The organism is Pseudomonas sp. SWI36 (assembly GCF_002948105.1).
Taxonomy (GTDB): domain Bacteria; phylum Pseudomonadota; class Gammaproteobacteria; order Pseudomonadales; family Pseudomonadaceae; genus Aquipseudomonas; species Aquipseudomonas alloputida.
This window is the reverse complement of the sequence record NZ_CP026675.1, coordinates 1,827,209-1,847,303: the sequence shown is the minus strand read 5'-3', so window position 1 is coordinate 1,847,303 and position 20,095 is coordinate 1,827,209. Positions and strand designations below refer to the sequence as shown.

Genomic DNA, 20,095 nt, shown 5'->3' with positions numbered 1-20,095 from the left:
CCCAGGGCCGTTGCCCTGGGTTTTTTTATGGGCAGCACTGCGTATCTGGCATCGCTTTCAGTAGAACAACCGGGGCTCCGGCGAATCCAGCAGGCTTGCCAGCTTGGTCAGGGCAAAGCCCAGTTCTTGGCGGCTGGGTGCCATCAGGGCGATGCGCACACCGCTGGTGGCGTGGCTGCGTTCAGGCAGGAACTGGCTGCCGCTGACCACCGTTACGCCGTTGTCACGCGCTAAGTTGGCAAACTCGTCGCTGGTCCACGGTTCTGGCAGCTCCAGCCAGATATGGAAGCTGTGGGGCTGACTGCGGATCTTGTATTGGCCAAGAATCTCCCGGGCCATGTGCTGGCGCGCGGCCGCCTCCTGCTGCTGCATACGCACCAACTGGTCGGCCTTGCCGCTGTTGATCAGGTTACTGGCCAATTGCGCCATCAGAGGCGATGGCATCCACACGCTGCTGCGTACCATCGATGATAACCGCGACAGGGTTTGCGGCGGGGCGTACAGGTAGCCGATGCGCAGCGCCGGCAGTACGCTTTTGGACAGGCTGGTGAGGTATACCGAGCGTTCAGGCGCATACGCTGCAAGCGGCTTGTAGTCCGGGCTGGGCTCGAGAAAACCGTAGATATCGTCATCCACGATGAACAGGTCGAACTCACGGGCGATCTCGGCGATAGCCTGGCGCCTTGCTGGGGGCATGATCGAGTTGGTCGGGTTCTGGTGCGTGGTGACGCACACCAGCAGGGAAGGGCGGTGTTCCAGGCAGGCCGCGCGCAATGCCTCCGGGATGAGCCCGTGTTCGTCCATGGCGACGCCGCGCAGGCGCCGGCCCAGGCTGTGGGCCAGGGATATGATGCCCGGGTAGCAGAGCGACTCGCACAGCACCACATCGTCACTCTTCGACAGGCTGCTGATGGCCACCAGCAGCCCATGTTGGGCCCCAGCGGTCAGTACTACCTGCTGCCAGCGAGCATCAGGCAGCCAGCGCTGTATCCAGGTCGCACCGGCTTGTTTGTGGGAGGTGTGACCACCCTCTGTCACATAGTCGAGTACCTGCCCCAAGTCCGATGAGGCGGCCAGTTCGCTGATAGCCGTGCCTAGCCACTCGCTCATGTGAGCGTCGTTGGGCTTGATGATCGAGAGGTCGATCTGGCTACTCTCGCCAGCAACGGGTGTGGGCACCGACGGGGCGGGTAATGGCTGCCGCAGTTGCCTGACAAATGTGCCTCGGCCTACCTCGCCAGCCACCAGACCACGCTTGGCTGCTTCGTCGTAGGCCCTGCCAACAGTGCCGGGGGTTACATTCAGCGCCTCGGCCAGGTCCTTGAGCGTGGGTAAGCGATCGCCTTCTGCAAGCCGACCACTTTCGATGTCCTGTTCAAGGGCATCAGCGATCATCAGGTAAACCGGCTGTGTTTGATGGCTGTATTGGGGGACCCACATGGAGATGGCACCAGGCTTTGCAAGAGCGCGAAAGCCTAGCATGAAAGCTCGGATGCAGGTAATGATGGTAATTGGCTAAATTGAGTTGAATTTATTTTAGATTGAATCGATTCAATTTTTGAAATTACAATCATCGCACCGATCAGGCCGGCCACACTCGGGCTGTGCCTGGCATAACGCTCCACTGGATGGACATCGCTATGGAAATGTTGGGTTCTTACTGGGCGGAGCACTGGTTGCTGGCAGTCCTCATACTTGGCGCGATCGCCTTCGTTGCGGGCTTCGTCGACAGCATTGCCGGTGGTGGAGGTTTGTTTCTGGTGCCGGGTTTTCTGCTGGTTGGCATGCCGCCCCAAGTGGCACTGGGCCAGGAAAAACTGGTCAGTACCCTCGGCACGCTGGCGGCTATCCGCAACTTCCTGGCCAACAGCAAGATGGTCTGGCAGGTAGCGTTGGTCGGGGTGCCGTTTTCGCTATTAGGCGCCTACCTGGGGGCTCACCTGATCGTATCGATCTCGCAGGAAACGGTGGGCAAGATCATCCTGGCACTGATCCCACTCGGCATTCTCATTTTCCTTACCCCCAAGGATCGTCCGGTCGAGGAGCGCGAGCTGTCTTCGCGAATGCTGTACACCGTAGTGCCGTTGACGTGCCTGGCCATTGGCTTCTACGACGGCTTCTTCGGCCCCGGTACCGGCAGCATGTTCATCATCGCTTTCCATTACCTGCTGCGCATGGACCTGGTCTCCAGTTCGGCCAACTCCAAAACCTTCAACTTCGCTTCCAACATCGGTGCTTTGGTGGCGTTCGTCAGCGCAGGCAAGGTCGTCTACCTGCTGGCATTGCCACTTGTGGCCTGCAACATCCTCGGTAACCACCTGGGCAGTTCCCTGGCCTTGCGTAAAGGCAACGACGTGGTGCGCAAGGCGTTGGTGTTCTCGATGCTCTGCCTGTTCACCAGCCTGGGCGTGAAGTACCTGACCTGACCCATTGATAGGAGATAACGAATGAAAACCGCATTTGTAACCGGTGCTTCCTCAGGCTTTGGCCGCGCCATCTGCTGCACCCTGATCGGCAAAGGCTACCGTGTGATCGGTGGAGCCAGGCGCATGGACAAACTGAAAGCACTGGAGGCCGAACTGGGCGTAAATTTCATTCCGCTGGCGCTGGATGTCACTGATTCAGTGTCGCTCGAGAAGGCGGTCGAGCAGATGCGTGAGGCGTCGCTGCAGATCGATCTGCTGGTCAACAACGCGGGACTGGCGCTGGGCGTGGACCGTGCCCAAACCAGCAGTGCCGCAAACTGGCAGCAGATGATCGACACCAACATCACCGGCCTGGCCATGGTCACCCACAAGATCCTGCCGCAGATGGTGGAAGCCGATAGCGGCATGATCATCAACATCGGCTCGATCGCCGGCACTTACCCCTACCCGGGCGGTAACGTGTATGGCGCCAGCAAGGCGTTCGTCCGCCAGTTCAGCCTCAACCTGCGTGCCGACCTGGCTGGCACCCGGGTGCGGGTGAGCAACATCGAGCCGGGGCTGTGCTCAGGCACTGACTTCTCGGTGGTGCGCCTCAATGGCGACATGGACGCCGTGCAGGCCTTGTATCGGGATGTAGAGGCCCTTCTGCCGGAGGACATCGCAGCGACGGTAGCCTGGGTTGCCGAGCAGCCGGCGCACGTGAATATCAATACCATCGAGATCATGCCTGTGGCGCAGAGCAGTGCGGCGCTGAATGTGGTGCGCAACCTGCCACGTGCCTGATCGGGGCCGCACCACTGACCCAGGTCATCGCACCTTCTGGATTCTTGGCTAGTCTTATCCTTTGGCGGCCATCAATTGGCCGCCACCGTGACTACCAAGAGGCGCCGGCAATGTTCCGCGCGTCCACCACCTGATCAGGAGTGCACGATGGACCTGAACCGTCGGCAGTTCTTCAAGGTCGCCGCCGTCGGCCTTGGAGGCTCGAGCCTTGCGGCGTTGGGCATGGCCCCGACGCCGGCATTCGCCGAGCAGGTGCGTCACTTCAAGCTGGCGCATACCAAAGAAACCCGTAACACCTGCCCCTACTGTTCGGTCGGCTGCGGCCTGATCCTGTACAGCCAGGGTGATGCGGGTAAGAACGTCAAACAGAACATCATCCATATCGAAGGGGACGCCGACCACCCGGTCAACCGCGGCACACTTTGCCCGAAAGGCGCCGGCTTGCTGGACTTTATCCACAGCCCGAGCCGCCTGCAGTACCCCGAGGTTCGCAAGCCGGGCAGCAAAGAGTGGGTGCGGGTCAGCTGGGACGAGGCGCTGGACCGCGTCGCCGACCTGATGAAGCAGGACCGCGATGCCAACTTCATCGAGAAGAACGCCCAAGGCCAAACGGTCAACCGCTGGCTCACCACCGGTTTTCTTGCCGCCTCCGCCGCTTCCAGCGAGGCTGGCTACCTGACCCACAAGGTCATCCGCGCAACAGGCATGCTGGGGTTCGATAACCAGGCACGTGTCTGACATGGCCCGACGGTGGCAAGTCTTGCCCCGACGTACGGCCGTGGCGCCATGACCAACCACTGGTCCGATATCGCCAACGCGAATCTGGTCCTGGTGATGGGTGGCAACGCAGCAGAAGCGCATCCATGCGGCTTCAAGTGGGTGACCGAGGCCAAAGCGCACAACAAGGCGCGGCTGATTGTGGTCGACCCGCGGTTTACCCGTACCGCTTCGGTGGCGGATTACTACGCACCGATCCGTACCGGCACCGACATCGCCTTCATGGGCGGGCTGATCAACTACCTGCTCAGCAACGACAAGATCCAGCACGAGTACGTGCGCAACTACACTGACGTGTCGTTCATCGTCAAAGAGAACTATGGCTTCGAGGATGGGCTGTTCAGCGGCTACGACGAGGCCAAGCGTGTGTACACCGACAAGTCCGGCTGGGGTTACGAGCTGGGTGAGGACGGCTACGCCAAGGTCGACCCGACACTGCAACACCCTCGCTGCGTGTTCCAGCTGATGAAGCAGCATTACAGCCGCTATACCCCGGAACTGGCGAGCATGACCTGTGGCATGCCACAGGACGCCATGATGAAGGTCTGGGAAGAGATCGCCTCCTGCTCGGTTCCGGGCAAGACCATGACGATCCTTTATGCGCTAGGTTGGACGCAGCATTCGATCGGTGCGCAGATTATCCGCAGTGCGGCCATGGTCCAGTTGCTGCTCGGCAACGTCGGCATGCCCGGAGGCGGGGTCAACGCCCTGCGCGGGCACTCCAACATCCAGGGCCTGACCGACCTCGGCCTGCTGTCCAACTCGCTGCCGGGCTACCTGACCCTGGCCGGTGACGCCGAGCAGGACTACGCCGCCTACATCGACAAGCGCGCTTCCAAGCCGCTGCGGCCTGGGCAGTTGTCGTACTGGCAGAACTACGGCAAGTTCCACGTCAGCCTGATGAAGGCCTGGTACGGCGCCAACGCCACGGCGGAAAACAACTGGGGTTATGACTGGCTGCCCAAACTCGATGTACCGGCCTACGACGTGCTGCGCATGTTCGAGATGATGGGCCAGGGCAAAGTCAATGGTTATATGTGCCAGGGCTTCAACCCGATCGCCGCGCTGCCGGACAAAAACCGCGTCACTGCGGCACTGGGCAAGCTCAAGTGGCTGGTGGTCATGGATCCCTTGGCCACCGAGACCTCGGAATTCTGGCGCAACGCCGGGCCGTTCAACGATGTCGACACGGCCTCTATCCAGACCGAAGTGATCCGCTTGCCCACTACCTGCTTCGCCGAGGAAGACGGCTCGCTGGTCAACAGCAGCCGCTGGCTGCAATGGCACTGGAAGGGCGCAGACGGCCCGGGCGAGACACGTACCGACGTGCAGATCATGAGCGAGCTGTTCCTGCGCCTGCGCCAACGTTACCAGGCCGAAGGGGGGGCCTATCCTGACGCGATAATGAATATCAGCTGGCCGTACAAGATCCCTGAGGAGCCCTCCCCGGAGGAGCTGGCCAAGGAGATGAACGGCTGGGCGGTGGCCGATGTCACCGACCCGACTGGCGCGGTGATCAAGGCGGGCCAGCAACTGGCGGGCTTCGGCCAGCTCAAGGACGATGGCAGCACCGCGTCTGGCTGCTGGATCTTTGCCGGTAGCTGGACCGAACAAGGCAACCAGATGGCTCGCCGCGACAACAGCGACCCGTATGGCATGCACCAGGTGCAGAACTGGGCCTGGGCCTGGCCGGCCAACCGCCGCATCCTTTACAACCGTGCCTCCAGCGACCCGCAAGGCAAGCCGTGGGACCCGGAGAAAAAGCGCCTGGTATGGTGGAACGGCAAGGCCTGGACCGGCACCGACGTGCCGGACTTCAAGGTCGACTCGCCGCCCGAGGCGGGGATGAACCCCTTCATCATGAACCCCGAAGGCGTGGCGCGTTTCTTCGCCATCGACAAGATGGCCGAAGGCCCGTTCCCCGAGCACTATGAGCCCTTCGAAACACCGATCGGCATCAACCCGCTGCACCCGCAGAACAAGAAGGCCACCAGCAACCCGGCCGGGCGCATTTTCGATTCTGTGTGGGACACCCTCGGCACGCACGACGAGTTCCCTTATGCGGCGACCACCTACCGGTTGACCGAGCATTTCCACTTCTGGAGCAAGCATTGCCGGCTCAACGCCATTGCCCAGCCCGAGCAGTTCGTCGAGATAGGCGAGGTGCTGGCCAACGAGAAAGGCATCAAGGCCGGCGACCGGGTACGGGTGTCGAGCAAGCGTGGGCATATCGATGCGGTGGCGGTGGTGACCAAGCGGATTCGCCCGCTGCAGGTCAACAATCAGACCGTGCACCAGATCGGCATTCCGCTGCACTGGGGCTTCACCGGCGCTACCCGGCATGGCTACCTGACCAACACCTTGGTGCCGTTCCTCGGTGACGGCAACACGCAGACGCCAGAGTCCAAGTCGTTCCTCGTGAAAGTGGAGAAACTCTGATGGCCAGCCAAGACATCATCGCCCGCTCGGCCACCACTACCGTGCCGCCCTCGGTGCGTCAGCAGGAGGAGGTTGCCAAGCTGATCGACACTACCAAGTGCATCGGCTGCAAGGCCTGCCAGGTGGCGTGCTCGGAGTGGAATGAACTGCGTGACGAGGTTGGCCACAACCACGGCACCTACGACAACCCCCAGGACCTCACTGCCGAGACCTGGACACTGATGCGCTTTACCGAGCACGAGCGCGACGACGGCAACCTGGAGTGGCTGATCCGCAAGGACGGCTGCATGCACTGTGCCGACCCAGGTTGCCTGAAGGCCTGCCCGAGCCCGGGCGCGATCATCAAGCACGCCAACGGTATCGTCGACTTCAACCAGGACCACTGCATCGGCTGCGGCTACTGCATCACCGGCTGCCCGTTCAACATCCCGCGCATCTCGCAGAAAGACCACAAGGCGTACAAGTGCACCCTGTGTTCCGATCGCGTGAGCGTGGGGCTGGAGCCGGCGTGCGTGAAAACCTGCCCGACCGGGGCAATCGTGTTCGGCAGCAAGGACGAGATGAAAGTGCATGCGGCCGAGCGCATCGTCGATCTGAAGTCGCGGGGCTACGACAAGGCCGGGTTGTACGACCCGGATGGCGTCGGTGGTACCCACGTGATGTACGTGCTGCACCATGCCGACACGCCGAAGCTGTATGCCGGCCTGCCGGACCAGCCGGTGATCAGCCCGTTGGTGGGGTTGTGGAAGGGCTTCACCAAGCCGCTGGCGCTGTTGGCCATGGGCGCGGCGGTGCTGGCGGGGTTCTTCCACTATGTGCGGATCGGCCCACAGCGTGTCGAGGAGGATGAACACCCGACACCGCCGGACGAAAGCGTGCATCAAGTGGACCCGTCGGTCCATGTCTATGATCCGAAGCAGCCCGGTGGGCAAGGGGAGCAGCGGCCATGAACGACAACAAACCCATCCTGCGCTACAACGCCAACGAGCGTAGCAACCACTGGGTGGTGGCGATCCTGTTCATCCTGGCTGGGCTGTCGGGGCTTGCGCTGTTCCATCCGGCGCTATTCTGGCTCAGCAACCTGTTCGGCGGCGGGCCGTGGACGCGCATTCTGCATCCCTTCATCGGGGTGGCGATGTTCGTGTTTTTCCTCGGCCTGGTATTGCGCTTCTGGCGGGCCAACTTCATCACCGCCAATGATCGCCTGTGGCTGCGCCGGGTGGACCGGGTAATGCGCAACGAGGAGGAGGGCGTACCGCCGATCGGCAAGTACAATGCCGGGCAGAAGCTGCTGTTCTGGACCCTGCTGGTGTGCATGCTGGTATTGCTGGTCAGTGGCGTGGTGATCTGGCGCGCATACTTCAGCCATTGGTTTGGCATCGATGCCATTCGCTTGTCTGCGCTGCTGCATGCGCTGGCGGCCTTCGTGCTGATTCTCAGCATCATCGTGCACATCTACGCCGGCATCTGGATCAAGGGCTCGATCGGCGCCATGCTGCATGGCTGGGTCAGCCGCGCCTGGGCCCGCAAGCATCATGAGTTGTGGTACCGCGAAGTGACCGGCGACAAGACGCCGGGTGATCACGGACGAAAAGAAGGATAAGCGCTTGAGCACCCTACTCGAACCCGGGCAGATCGAAGCGTCGGCAGTCACGCCGCCATTTCTGCACCTGCCCGCCGCCAACCTGTTTGAACTGCGCGCCGCCCGCCTGGAGCAACTGGCCGAGGGCAACGCGCTTGGCGACTACCTGAGGTTGATTGCGCGTTTATGCCGCATCCAGCAGCAGCTTGTGGATAACCCGCCCAGCGGCTTGCCCGTGGCCGAGGAGCGTCAGCGCCTGTGCATGGATCATGGTTTGCCGCCGCTGGCGGCTGACAGCCTGGTGCGTGAAGGGCCGTGGCTGGTCTGGTTGCAGGCACTGCTAGAGCACCTCAGCGGCGAACGCAGTGGCCCGCTGGGTGAGGCGCTGCAGGTGCTACGAGGCAGTGATGACAATCAGCGCAAGGGCTGGGGCATTGCTTTGCTGGCAGGTCAGTACGATGGTGTGCCTGCAGCACTGGTGCCGTTCCTCGGGGCCGCGTTGCAGGCGGCGTGGTCCAGCTGGCTGCTGGCGCTGCCCGCACACCAGCTCGAGCCTGCCGGCAGCCTGGCCCAATGCCCGGCTTGTGGTTCGCCGGCGATGGCCGGGGTGGTGCGCAACCGTGGAAAGCACAACGGTTTGCGTTACCTGGCCTGTTCGTTGTGTGCCTGTGAGTGGCATGTGGTGCGGGTCAAGTGCGTGTACTGCGAGTCCAGCAAGGACTTGCGTTACACCAGCCTTGAGGATGATCGCCATGCGCCAGGCAAAGCGCCGCTGCGCGCCGAATGCTGCCCAGGGTGCGACAGCTACCTGAAGCAGAACTACCTGGAGAACGATGCGGCGGCCGAGCCGCTGGCCGATGACCTGGCCAGCCTGGCCCTGGATATACGCCTGGACGGGGAGGGGTTCCATCGCCTGGCGCCCAACCTGATGCTCGCCCCGGGAAGTGGCTGAGGGTCTACACTGAAACACCGACTTGCCTTCGTACCTACAGGTAATTGCGCCAACCTTCCGGATCACGCTGTACTTGTAGGAGCGGGTTCACCCGCGAATGGGCCAGCACAGACAACGGATCAGTCCAAGGTAGTACCGCATGTCCAACAGCCTTGCCAGCGACACCCCACGCCTGCCGTCCATCGATACCCTCCTTCGCCACCCGGCTTGCCTCCCTCTGATCGATCGCCACGGCCGTGACGCCGTGCTGAATACCCTGCGCCAGCTGCTCGACGACCTGCGCGAGCCCGCCCGTAATGGCGAACTCGGCAGCGCCGAACTGGCTCCGGAAATCCTCCTTGGCCGCAGCGGCGAACGCCTCGCCCTCCAGCAACGCAGCCAGGTTCGCCGCGTGTTCAATCTCACCGGGACCGTGCTGCACACCAACCTGGGCCGCGCCTTGCTGCCGGATGAAGCCATCGAGGCCATGCAGACCGCGGCTCGTTACCCGCTCAACCTGGAATTCGACCTGGCCACCGGCAAACGTGGCGACCGTGATGACCTGATCGAAGGCCTGATCCGCGAGCTGACCGGTGCCGAAGCCGTCACCGTGGTCAACAACAATGCCGCCGCCGTGCTGCTAGCGCTCAACAGCCTGGGCGCGCGCAAGGAAGGCATCATCTCTCGCGGCGAGCTGATCGAGATCGGTGGTGCTTTCCGTATTCCCGACATCATGGCCCGCGCCGGCGTGAAGCTGCACGAGGTTGGCACTACCAACCGTACTCACGCCCGCGACTACGAGGCCGCCATCGGCCCGCGCACTGGCCTGCTGATGCGGGTGCATTGCAGCAATTACAGCATCCAGGGCTTCACCACCCAGGTGCCTACTGCCGAGCTGGCACGTATCGCCCACCAACATCAACTGCCACTGCTTGAAGACCTGGGCAGCGGCAGCCTGCTCGACCTTACCCGCTGGGGTCTGCCCGCCGAACCCACGGTACGCCAGGCTCTGGCCGATGGTGCCGATATCGTCACCTTCAGTGGCGACAAGCTGCTGGGTGGTCCGCAAGCCGGGATCATCGTCGGCCGCAAGGACTTGATCACCAGGATCAAGAAAAATCCGCTCAAGCGTGCGTTGCGCGTCGACAAGATCACCCTTGCTGCACTCGAAGCGGTGCTGGCGCTGTACCGCAACCCCGATCGCCTGGCCGAGCGCCTGCCCAGCCTGCGCCTGCTGACCCGCAGCCAGGCCGAGATTCAGGCCCAGGCCGAGCGCCTGGCGCCTGAACTCAAGGCGCGTCTCGGTGAGCAATGGGCAATTAGCGTAGAGCCCGCGTTGGGCATGATCGGCAGTGGCAGCCAGCCGGTTGCGCGCTTGCCCAGTGCCGCGCTGTGCCTGCGCCCGCAAGTGTCGAAGAAGTTGCGCGGGCGCAGCCTGCATGTGCTGGAGCGCGCCCTGCGCGACCTGCCGGTGCCGGTGCTGGGCCGCATTGACGACGATGCCCTGTGGCTGGACCTGCGCCAGCTGGATGACGAAGCCCAGTGGCTGGCCCAGTTGCCAGCCCTGCAGCTGGGGCCGGTGCAGTGATCGTTGGTACCGCTGGCCACATCGACCACGGCAAGACCGCACTGCTGCTGGCGCTGACCGGCCAGGCCGGCGACCAGCGGCAAGAAGAGCGCGCCCGCGGCATGACCATCGACCTTGGTTACCGCTATGCGGCGCTGAGCGAAGGCGGGCCGCTGACCGGCTTCATCGATGTGCCGGGCCACGAGCGCTTTATCCACAACATGCTGGCCGGCGCCCATGGCATCGACCTGGTGCTGTTGGTAGTGGCGGCCGACGACGGGGTCATGCCGCAGACCCGTGAGCACCTGGCGATCATCGAGCTGCTGGGCATTCCCCAGGCCTTGGTGGCGATCAGCAAATGCGACCGGGTAGAGCCGTCGCGTCTGGCCGAGGTGCAGATGCAAGTCAGTGAACTGCTGGCGCCTGGGCCGTATGCCGGTGCGCGGCAGTTTCCGCTGTCGAGCATCAGCGGGGAGGGCGTGGAAGCGTTGCGCCAGGCCCTGCTGGAGGCCGAAGCAGGTACACGGCAACGCAGTGTGCACGGTGGTTTTCGCCTGGCCGTCGACCGTGCCTTTGCGGTTACCGGCGCCGGTGTGGTGGTCACCGGCACGGCACTGGCCGGGCGGGTCAGTGCGGGTGATACGTTGTTGCTGGGCAAGGCCGGCAAGGTGGTGCGCGTGCGTGGCCTGCATGCGCAGAACCAGGCCGCGTTGGTGGCAGAAGCAGGCCAACGGGTGGCGCTGAACATCGCTGCCGAGCGCCTGGCCGTGGAGCAGGTGCACCGGGGCGACTGGCTGGTGCCCGAATGGTTGCATGCGCCCAGTGTTCGGGTGGATATCGAGCTGTACCTGTTACCGGACGAGAAGCGTACTTTCGAACATTTCAGCGCCGTGCATGTGCACCTCGGCACCCAGGATGTAACGGCCCGGGTCGCCTTGCTCGAAGGCGAAAGCCTGGCTGCCGGCCAACGCATGTTTGCCCAGTTGCTGCTCAACGCGCCGTTGCAGGCCGTGCACGGCGACCGCCTGGTGCTGCGCGATCAGCGCGCCCAGCGCACACTGGGCGGCGGCAAGGTGCTCGACCCGTTCGCGCCAAGTCGCCAACGCCGCAGCGATGCCCGTCTGCAACAGTTGCTGGTGCTGCGCGACGCAGTGGATCTGGAGCAGGCACTGCCAGCGCTGCTCGCCAGTGCACCGGGCGGTATTAGCCCGCAGCGGCTCGAGCGGCAGTTCAACCGCCTGCGGGAAACCTGGCAGTTACCGGACGATGTGCGGGTGGTGGCCACCCGGCAGGGCCAACTGCTGTTCGCCAACGCTCAATGGCAGGCGCTCAAGCAGCAGGTCCTGGAGCAGCTGGCGCGCTTTCACGAGCAAGAGCCCGACCAGCTTGGCCCTGACCGTGATCGCTTGCGGCGCTTTGTAGCCTTGCCTCTGGAACGGCCGGCATTCGTCAGTTTGCTGGATGAACTGCTCGACGACAGCGCCATCGCCAGCAGCGGGCCATGGCTGCATCTGCCCGATCACAAGGTACAGTTGAGCGAAGCCGACAGTGCATTGTGGGCACGTCTGCAGCCGAAGTTGATCGCAGGGCAATTTGACCCACCCTGGGTCAGGACGCTGGCGAGTGAGGAGAACCGTGCCGAAGCCGATGTGCGCCTGTTACTGCGCAAGTTGGCCCGGCTGGGCCTGGTACATCAGGTGGTGCGCGACTTGTTCTACCCCGAGGCGACGCTACAGCGCATGGCAGCGTTGATGCTGGGGCAGGCCAGCGAAACGACGATAGTGCAGGTTGCCGCGTTTCGCGATATGTTGGGCATCGGTCGCAAGCGCAGTGTGCAGATTCTGGAATACTTCGACCGCATCGGCCTGACCCGGAGGGTGGCCGACCAGCGTCACATCCGCGCCGACAGCGCCCTGGCTCAACAGCACGCCAGGCACTGAGTTCAAGGAAGGCAATCGCGCCCGGTGGCGCGGCCGGGCTTCAAACCCGGTTGGGGACGGCAGCCGTTCCCGGGCAGGTTCGACTCCCGCTGCCTTCCGCCATTTTTTCACCCTTTAGGGCCTCTTCGCGGGTGAACCCGCTCCTACACAGGAAACGCTATCGTCGTAGGAGCGGGTTTACCCGCGAAGAGGCCCTAAAGGGCGCTGATCAAGCCCGCTCGCCACACAAATCCAGGACAAACCAGCGGTCTGCTGCGTCAGCATCCAACCCTGCGCCCAGTAGCGCCATCATCTTGCCCAGTGCCGCTTCACGGGTCATGCCACCGCCACTGACCAGCCCGGCCCCGCGCAAGCGGTTACCCGCTGCATAGGTGTCGAACACCACCGAGCCTTCCGGGCACTGGCTGATCGCCGCCAACATCACGCCGCGCTGGCGCGCTGCGCTCAGCACATTCAGCAGCGCCTGGTCATCCGACGGACCGGTACCGCTGCCGTAGCACTCCAGCAGCAAGCCCTGCACACCACTGTCGATCAAGGCCTGCAAATGCCCGGCCTGAAGCCCCGGGAACACCGGCACAACCGCCAGGTTGACCGGTTTGCGCGGTTGCTTGTAACCCAGCTCGGCAGGGATCGTATCGGCCCGCTCAGCGTCACGATGGCGCGGCAGCGCAGCAAAGGCATCGAACGCTTCGCTACGCAGCTTCGACGCCCGACAGCCATGCAGCAGCTGACCGTGGAAGTACAGTTGCACGCCATCTTCCAGGCCGTGCTCGAACTGGCGCAATGCGCCGCACAGGTTGTCCCAGGCATCGCTGTCCGGGGCACCTGCCGGCAGCATCGAGCCGGTCAGCACTACCGGTGCTGGCAGGCCCAGCAACAGGAACGACAACGCTGCAGCGCTGTAGGCCATGCTGTCGGTACCGTGCAGCACCAGCACGCCATCGTGGCCCGTTACATCCACCGCCGCGACGATGGCATCGCGCATCGCCAGCCAGTTGTGCTGTTGCATGTTGGCGCTGTCGAGCAGCGGGTTCAGCTCGTGCAGTGTCCATTGCACCTGGGGTGCATTGGCCATCTGGGCAAAGTGTTCACGCATCCGCGCGTCAAAACCACCGGCCGGTGCCAGGCCTTCGGGGGTTTCGAGCATGCCGATGGTGCCACCGGTATAGAGAACGAGAAGATTCTTTACTGCGCGCATGGAAAGCATCCGTAGCGGTGAGCGGACAAAGAAAAGCCGCCCGCGGAAGGGGCGGCTGGGCAGGGGAGGATATCAGCGCTGCGTCTGAACTTGGCCGACTGCTTTGTCAGTGGCTGTTTCCACCTGAGGATTGGCAGGCCAGGCATTGCGGTCCAGGTCCAGGTCGGCAAACTTGGACGAGTCGAACACAGGCTGCTTTACACCGGCCTTGCGCTGCTCGTCGTAGTCGCGCATGACTCGCAGGCCGACCTTGAACAGCAGGGCCAGGGCCACCAGGTTGACGAAGGCCAGGCAGGTCATGGTGATGTCGGCGAAGGCGAACACGGTCGACAGGTCTTGCATCGAACCCCAAACGACCAGTGCCAGTACCAGGCCACGGAACACCATCAACACTACGCGGTTACGGCTGAGGAACTGCAGGCTGTTCTCGCCGAGGTAGTAGTTGTAGAGGATGCAGGTAAAGACAAACAGCGACAGCGCCACGCTGACGAACACGCGACCCCAGTCACCGACTACGGCGGCCAGCGAGTTCTGGGTCAGGACGATGCCGTCACCTTCGAAGCCTGGGGTGTAGAAGCCCGACAGCAGGATCAGCAAGGCGGTGCAGGTGCAGATCACGAAGGTGTCGAGGAACACGCTGAAGGCCTGGACCACGCCCTGCGCGCCCGGGTGTTTCACGGCAGCCACGGCAGCGACGTTCGGTGCACTGCCCAGGCCTGCTTCGTTGGCGAACACGCCACGTTTCACGCCCATGACGATGGCGCTGCCGAGCAGGCCGGCAAACGCCGGGTCGAGGCCGAAGGCGCTCTTGAAGATGGTTTCCAGCATGGCTGGCACGTGTTCGATCTGGGTGCCGATCACGTACAGGGTCACGCCGATGTAGGCCAGGGTCTTGACGGGTACCAGCAGGTCCGACACCGCCGCGATGCGCTTGATGCCGCCGATGAAGGTGATGGCCAGCAGCACGGCCAGGACAATACCGGTGTGGCTTGGGTCGAAGGCAAAGGCATTCTGCAGCGAGTGGGTGACGGTGTACGACTGCAGGCCGATGAAGGCGAAGCCGTAGGTGACCAGCAGCAAGATCGAGAACACGATGGCCATGCTCTTGCGCTTCAGCCCGTGCTGGATGTAGTAGGCCGGGCCGCCACGGTACAGGCCGTCGCCATCAGCGCGCTTGTACACCTGGGCCAGGGTGCATTCGAAGAAGCTGCTGGACATGCCCACCAGTGCGGTGACCCACATCCAGAACACGGCACCTGGGCCGCCCAGGGTCACTGCGATACCGACACCGGCGATGTTGCCGGCGCCCACGCGGCCGGCCAGGCTCAGCATCAGGGCCTGGAAGGAGCTCAGCTGGCCTGCCTGGCCACGCAGCGATTCCTTGAACACGCTGAACATATGGGTGAAGTGGCGGAACTGGACGAACCGGGAGCGGATGGTGAAGTAGCTACCCAGCCCTACGATCAGCACGATGAGGAGTTTCCCCGAAAGGAAATCGTTGATTACTTCGAGCATTGGAAAATGACCTCGATTCTTATTCTTCGTGTGGAAAGACCAGCGGACGGCAGGCGCACCGCTATTCGTTGGGGCGCATGGTTGGCTATGACAAGAGTGGTTACAATTTCGCGGATTGCTCTGACTTGATGCGACTTGATGCTACAATGGCGTCATTCGCGTCACCTGGACTCCGCATATGAGCGATCACTTCGCTACAAACCTCAAACTTGCCTGCAGCCACTACCGCTCTATTTCCGAAGTTTGCCGCCAGCTGTCGATCAACCGCGCGCAGTTCAACAAGTACCTGAGCGGGCAAAGCCGTCCGACGGCTTTCAACCTGAAGCGTATCGGCGACTTCTTCGGTGTCGAGGATTACGAACTGAACCTGCCCGCTGAGCAGTTCGCCCGTCTGATCGGTGCGCGGGTATCGCCCCAGCCCCAGCAGCCCAGTGACCCGATCAGCGAGTTGTTCCGCCCGTTGCACGAACATGGCGGCAACCTTTCGCGCTATTGCGGTTACTACTTCGAGTACTCCAACTGCATGTCGGTGCCGGGCACGATCCTCGTGTCGCTGGTGCACCTGTGGGAAGAGCGCGGCCGTTTTCTGTTCGAGCGCCAGGAACGGCAGGAGCGCTCCAGCGCCACCGATCAGCATGCCGAGGTACGCTGCCGCTACCTGGGGGCGGCGTTCCAGCTGCAGGACCGGATGTTCCTCATCGACTACGAGTCGCTGACATTCAACGAAATGAGCCAGACCATCCTCATCCCCAGCTTCAAAAGCCGCATTACCCGGCTGAATGGCCTGAAGGCCGGGGTATCCAGCGGCGACCGGCGCAACCCGGCCTGTACCCGGGTGGTGTGGGAATACCTGGGCGAGGAGATCAATCGCATCAATGCGTATCGGCAGGTGAAACTGTACCGGCCGGATGATCCGCGCATAGATGACGATGTGCGTGAGCGATTGAGCGTGGCGCCATTGCGCAATGGTCTGTTCGAGATCGAGTAATGCTAAACGCCTTAAGCATTGTCGAGGATGAACGTTGCGACCGTGTCGGCAACCTGGTCCGCTATTGCCGGAGTACGGCGCAAATGTGCCGCGATGCCATGGTCGCAGTCGGTAAGAAACAGACATTGCAAACGCGACGCTGGAACTGCTCGCATCAAGGCGAGGTTAACTTCTTCAGGAATCGGGCTATAGCGTTCAGTGCCGGCAAGCCACAGGTTGCCAGCGCTGGTGCCGGGGCCTTTGCCGAATCTCTGGGAGTTGAGCCCGTCGTACTCGCCGATCACCATCAATACTCTTCCACGAAACTGGTTGAGGAAGGTATAGCTATCGCTCTCCAGAAAACCGAAAGGCTTGTTGATGGCCGCAGTGAATGCCGGGCCGAACGGCGCTTGGTGGGCATGGTCTGGATAAACTGCGGGGCAGATCAGTACGATGCTGTCCACTTGTGGCAACTGTGCTGCAAGCTTAAGCGTAATTGCCCCGCCAAGGCTGTGGCCTATGAGCGTTCGGCATCGCGGCGCGATATGCGCGTGGAAGCGCTGTGCTTCATCAAGGTTCGTCGCCAGTGACGGCGCCATTGCGCCTGGTTCGCTGGCGAGGCTGTGACCTGACAGATTGCCAGTGAGTGAACCAATGCCCGCGGCTTGCAGGCGATAAAGCAGGGGGTTGAGCCGGGTAAAGTCGGAACGCGCGCCCCCCAAGACGAATGCGGGAGCTGCGCGCTCGATATCAGGTACCAGCAATCGCGCCTGTTGCTGGTAGTTTCCAAAGACTTCATTGATGAACAGTTCTTTGCCCGGGGCGGGCTCGTCAAACTGCCACTTCTCGCGCTGTGGGGAAGCCTTTTGAATGTGCATGGTGCTCTCTAGAAGAACTGGTTGAGCCATTCGCCGAGCGGGTTGCCGGTATCGAGCAGCAGTTTGAGTGCCATGATGCAGCAGACGCTGACCAGCAGCGGTTTTATGAGGCGAGAGCCGAAGCGAACTGCGCAGCGAGCCCCCAATTGTGCGCCCAGAAAGGCGGCGAGCGCCATTGCCAGCGCCAGCGGCCAGATGATCGCCCCGCTGAGAGAAAAGACGGATAGTGCGCCCAGGTTACAGGCCGCGTTCAAAAGCTTGCTGGTGCATACGGCTTGAATGAGGTGCTGGCCCAGGAGGACCACGCAAGCCAGCATGAAGAACGAGCCGACTCCGGGGCCGAAGATGCCGTCATAAAAGCCAATGATTGGTGCAGCCGTCACGCAGAATAGGCTGGTCGATACCTTTGCCTTGCGCGCTTGTTCATTCGGCTTTGGACTGAAGGCAAAGTAGGCGGCGATCAGGATCAGCAGTGGTGGGACGCACGCCTGCAAAACGCTTTTGGGGACATAAGTTATCGACAAGGCCCCCAGCGCCCCACCGATAAACGCCATGACAGCCATGGGACTGCCTCGTCTCCAGTCGATCATGCCTTTGCGGGCGAAGGCGCACGTAGCCGAAACCGTAGCCGAAGCTGCCTGGAACTTGTTAGTGGCAATAGCTGCCAAGGGTTCTACACCGGCAATAAACAACACCGGGAGCGTGATAAGGCCACCGCCCCCGGCAATAGCATCAAAAAAGCCGGCCATCAGTGCAACCAGTGCGAGTAGCAGAACAAACGTCAAGTCGATTTCGATCATGGAGTATTTTCCTGTGCTCAACCACGTACCAGCAGCGGGTCTTCAGCGAGCACCTTTCTCGAGTTGATCGGCGAATATACGAGCCTGAAGTGCTACTCCTTTAGCCTCCGGTCCACCCAAATCAGCAAGGGTCTGGCTTGCAAAGGTTATGGCCTGGCTTTGCTCTGGGTAGAAATCCAGGTAGGCAGCTTCCGAATGAGGCATTGAACGTTCCTTGTCGTTTTTGTGTGAAACTCCCTGGCTGGCAAGTGGGGAGTCGACTATTCAATGCAGTTATGCCGTGACGTGGTAGTCAGCCCATTCCTCGTATGTCGTAGGAAATTTCTGTCTGTGGCGGTATTGAGCGGTGAAACTGTGGAATCACGCCCTGTGGCATCGAACGGGTCCGGTGTTGGACTTCCCGGGCAGGAAACCGCAAAATGACTCTTTTTTCTCATCAACCTCTCCGGATCTGCTGACTCTATGCGTATGCGCCTAATGCTGTTGGGTGGTGGCAATGCCCTCGGGCAAGCGCTGATTCGTCTTGGGGCCGAGGAGGACATCGCATTCCTGGCACCGCGCCCGCCCGAGAACGGCTGGGCGCCCTCAAGCCTCACTCAGTTGCTCGATGACCATCGCCCCGACGCGCTGGTGAACCTGGCCTATTACTTCGACTGGTTCCAGGCCGAGTCGGTCAGCGAGCAGCGCCTGGCCCAACAGGAGCGGGCGGTGGAGCGGTTGGCAGAGCTGTGCCAGCACCATCAGATCACCTTGGTGCAGCCATCCAGCTACCGTGTGTTCGATGGTTCGCGGGCCACGGCCTATAGCGAAAAGGACGAGCCAGTGCCGCTGGGCATGCGTGGCCAGGCTCTATGGCGCATCGAGCAGAGCGTGCGTGCGGCCTGCCCGCAGCATGTGTTGCTGCGCTTTGGCTGGTTGCTGGACGAGAGCATCGATGGCGCATTGGGCCGCTTCCTGACCCGTGCCGAGCAACCACAGGAGCTGCTGCTGGCCGATGATCGACGTGGCAACCCGACGCCGGTCGATGATGCTGCCCGAGTGATCCTGTCGGTGCTCAAGCAACTTGATTGCAATGCGCCGCTGTGGGGCACCTACCATTACGCCGGCAATGAGGCGACCACGCCGCTGGCGCTGGGCCAGGCGATCCTCGCCGAGGCCGGTCAATACCGCCAGCTGGCCGTTCAGGCCCCCACGCCGCAGGCCCATGCCGCGCGCCCGGATGCCAGCGAAGAGCCACAGCACGCGGTACTGGCCTGCAAGAAAATCCTTCATACCTTCGGTATCAAGCCGCGTGCCTGGCGCGCTGGTTTGCCACCTCTACTGGACCGGTTCTACCGCCATGGCTGACGCCCCCATCCTGATCACCGGCGGTGCCGGCTTCATTGGCTCCCACCTGTGCGATGCGTTGTTGGACAAAGGCTACGCCGTACGCATTCTCGACGACTTCTCCACCGGCCGGCGAAGCAATCTGCAGGTCGACCACCCACGGCTGGAACTGATCGAAGGTGATGTTGCCGATGCAGGGCTGGTCACTCAGGCTGCGGCTGGCTGCCGTGCTGTGGTGCATCTGGCGGCGGTAGCGTCGGTTCAGGCCTCGGTCGAAGACCCGGTGCGTACCCACCAGAGTAACTTCATCGGTACCCTCAACGTTTGCGAAGCCATGCGCGTGCATGGCGTGCGCCGGGTGCTCTTCGCCTCCAGCGCAGCGGTGTACGGCAACAATGGTGAAGGGGAGTCGATTTCCGAAGACACGCCCAAGGCGCCGTTGACCCCTTATGCCGTGGACAAGCTGGCCAGTGAGCAGTACCTGGACTTCTACCGTCGCCAGCATGGTCTGGAGCCGGTGGTGTTTCGCTTCTTCAATATCTTCGGGCCACGGCAGGACCCTTCCTCACCGTATTCCGGGGTGATCAGCATCTTCTGCGAGCGCGCTGTGCAGGGCTTGCCGATTACAGTGTTCGGTGACGGCGAGCAGACCCGTGACTTCCTTTACGTGGGCGACCTGGTGCAGGTGATGGTGCAGGCACTGGAGCAGCCGCAGGTCGAGGAGGGGGCGGTGAATATCGGGCTGAACCAGGCGACCTCACTGAACCAGTTGCTGGCTGCGTTGGAGAAGGTTGTAGGGAGCTTGCCAGCGATCAGCTATGCGGCGGCGCGATCGGGTGATATCCGCCATTCGCGAGCGGATAACCAGCGGTTGTTGGCGCGGTTCAAATTTGCGCAGGTAACGCCGATGGTTGAAGGCCTGACAAAGCTTCTCGGTAAAGGCTGAGCCCCGCGGGGCTGCTCAGC

General features: G+C 62.3%; 17 protein-coding genes and 1 tRNA gene. 12 read left to right on the top strand and 6 right to left on the bottom strand.

Annotated features, from left to right (window positions below; genetic code table 11):
- Positions 1-57: 57 nt before the first annotated feature.
- Positions 58-1,440 (bottom strand): PLP-dependent aminotransferase family protein, encoded by a 1,383-nt coding sequence (locus C4Q27_RS09025; protein WP_020192246.1) that lies wholly within the window; start codon positions 1,438-1,440, stop codon positions 58-60.
- A 200-nt stretch (positions 1,441-1,640) separates the two neighbouring features.
- Between C4Q27_RS09025 and C4Q27_RS09020 the strand changes: the two genes are divergently transcribed.
- The 9 genes from C4Q27_RS09020 to C4Q27_RS08975 all read left to right on the top strand — a co-directional run bounded on the left by C4Q27_RS09020 (position 1,641) and on the right by C4Q27_RS08975 (position 12,547).
- Positions 1,641-2,426 carry a TSUP family transporter gene (locus tag C4Q27_RS09020; RefSeq protein WP_104886763.1) on the top strand — a complete coding sequence of 262 codons (786 nt, stop codon included), beginning with the start codon at positions 1,641-1,643 and terminating at the stop codon, positions 2,424-2,426.
- Positions 2,427-2,447: 21 nt separating this feature from the next.
- Positions 2,448-3,209, top strand: a complete 762-nt coding sequence (locus C4Q27_RS09015) for an SDR family NAD(P)-dependent oxidoreductase (RefSeq protein ID WP_020192248.1) — start codon at positions 2,448-2,450, stop codon at positions 3,207-3,209.
- 147 nt (positions 3,210-3,356) lie between these two features.
- Complete coding sequence (fdnG, locus tag C4Q27_RS09005; protein ID WP_158666130.1) at positions 3,357-6,425, top strand: formate dehydrogenase-N subunit alpha; 3,069 nt, start codon at positions 3,357-3,359, stop codon at positions 6,423-6,425.
- Positions 6,425-7,375 carry a formate dehydrogenase subunit beta gene (fdxH, locus tag C4Q27_RS09000; protein ID WP_003255436.1) on the top strand — a complete coding sequence of 317 codons (951 nt, stop codon included), beginning with the start codon at positions 6,425-6,427 and terminating at the stop codon, positions 7,373-7,375. Before fdnG ends, fdxH begins: the two co-directional genes overlap by 1 nt.
- Positions 7,372-8,028: a formate dehydrogenase subunit gamma gene (locus tag C4Q27_RS08995; RefSeq protein ID WP_011953329.1), complete on the top strand. Its 657-nt coding sequence runs from the start codon at positions 7,372-7,374 to the stop codon at positions 8,026-8,028. Before fdxH ends, C4Q27_RS08995 begins: the two co-directional genes overlap by 4 nt.
- A 4-nt stretch (positions 8,029-8,032) precedes the next feature.
- Positions 8,033-8,959: a formate dehydrogenase accessory protein FdhE gene (gene fdhE / locus C4Q27_RS08990; protein WP_064492903.1), complete on the top strand. Its 927-nt coding sequence runs from the start codon at positions 8,033-8,035 to the stop codon at positions 8,957-8,959.
- A gap of 139 nt (positions 8,960-9,098) precedes the next feature.
- Positions 9,099-10,526, top strand: coding sequence for an L-seryl-tRNA(Sec) selenium transferase (selA, locus tag C4Q27_RS08985; protein ID WP_064492904.1), 1,428 nt, complete (start codon positions 9,099-9,101; stop codon positions 10,524-10,526).
- Positions 10,523-12,445 carry a selenocysteine-specific translation elongation factor gene (selB, locus tag C4Q27_RS08980; RefSeq protein ID WP_064492918.1) on the top strand — a complete coding sequence of 641 codons (1,923 nt, stop codon included), beginning with the start codon at positions 10,523-10,525 and terminating at the stop codon, positions 12,443-12,445. Before selA ends, selB begins: the two co-directional genes overlap by 4 nt.
- A 6-nt stretch (positions 12,446-12,451) precedes the next feature.
- Positions 12,452-12,547, top strand: a tRNA-Sec gene (locus C4Q27_RS08975).
- A 106-nt stretch (positions 12,548-12,653) separates the two neighbouring features.
- On the opposite strand, the gene C4Q27_RS08970 is transcribed toward C4Q27_RS08975, so the two are convergent.
- On the bottom strand, positions 12,654-13,652 hold the full coding sequence (locus C4Q27_RS08970; RefSeq protein WP_081273286.1) for an asparaginase: 999 nt from the start codon (positions 13,650-13,652) through the stop codon (positions 12,654-12,656).
- A gap of 63 nt (positions 13,653-13,715) precedes the next feature.
- Positions 13,716-15,158: a sodium:alanine symporter family protein gene (locus tag C4Q27_RS08965; RefSeq protein WP_064492906.1), complete on the bottom strand. Its 1,443-nt coding sequence runs from the start codon at positions 15,156-15,158 to the stop codon at positions 13,716-13,718.
- 178 nt (positions 15,159-15,336) lie between these two features.
- Here C4Q27_RS08965 and C4Q27_RS08960 point away from each other — a divergent pair, with 178 nt between their 5' ends.
- On the top strand, positions 15,337-16,146 hold the full coding sequence (locus tag C4Q27_RS08960) for a helix-turn-helix transcriptional regulator (RefSeq protein ID WP_020191391.1): 810 nt from the start codon (positions 15,337-15,339) through the stop codon (positions 16,144-16,146).
- Between the two features lie 11 nt (positions 16,147-16,157).
- Here the strand turns inward: C4Q27_RS08960 and C4Q27_RS08955 are convergent, their stop codons facing one another.
- The 3 genes from C4Q27_RS08955 to C4Q27_RS29300 are packed head-to-tail and all read right to left on the bottom strand — an operon-like array spanning position 16,158 to position 18,007.
- Positions 16,158-17,003 carry an alpha/beta hydrolase gene (locus tag C4Q27_RS08955; RefSeq protein WP_104886761.1) on the bottom strand — a complete coding sequence of 282 codons (846 nt, stop codon included), beginning with the start codon at positions 17,001-17,003 and terminating at the stop codon, positions 16,158-16,160.
- A gap of 8 nt (positions 17,004-17,011) precedes the next feature.
- Positions 17,012-17,803, bottom strand: coding sequence for a TSUP family transporter (locus tag C4Q27_RS08950; protein ID WP_014755162.1), 792 nt, complete (start codon positions 17,801-17,803; stop codon positions 17,012-17,014).
- Positions 17,804-17,845: 42 nt separating this feature from the next.
- Entirely contained in the window at positions 17,846-18,007 is a 162-nt protein-coding gene (locus C4Q27_RS29300) for a hypothetical protein (protein ID WP_155741836.1), read from the bottom strand.
- A 258-nt stretch (positions 18,008-18,265) separates the two neighbouring features.
- On the opposite strand from C4Q27_RS29300, the gene C4Q27_RS08945 reads away from it, so the two are divergent.
- Together C4Q27_RS08945 and C4Q27_RS08940 are read left to right on the top strand one after the other, a co-directional pair.
- Positions 18,266-19,150, top strand: coding sequence for a sugar nucleotide-binding protein (locus tag C4Q27_RS08945; protein WP_019439170.1), 885 nt, complete (start codon positions 18,266-18,268; stop codon positions 19,148-19,150).
- Positions 19,143-20,075, top strand: a complete 933-nt coding sequence (locus tag C4Q27_RS08940) for an NAD-dependent epimerase/dehydratase family protein (protein ID WP_003255418.1) — start codon at positions 19,143-19,145, stop codon at positions 20,073-20,075. The genes C4Q27_RS08945 and C4Q27_RS08940 overlap by 8 nt, the downstream gene beginning before the upstream one ends.
- Positions 20,076-20,095: the final 20 nt, after the last annotated feature.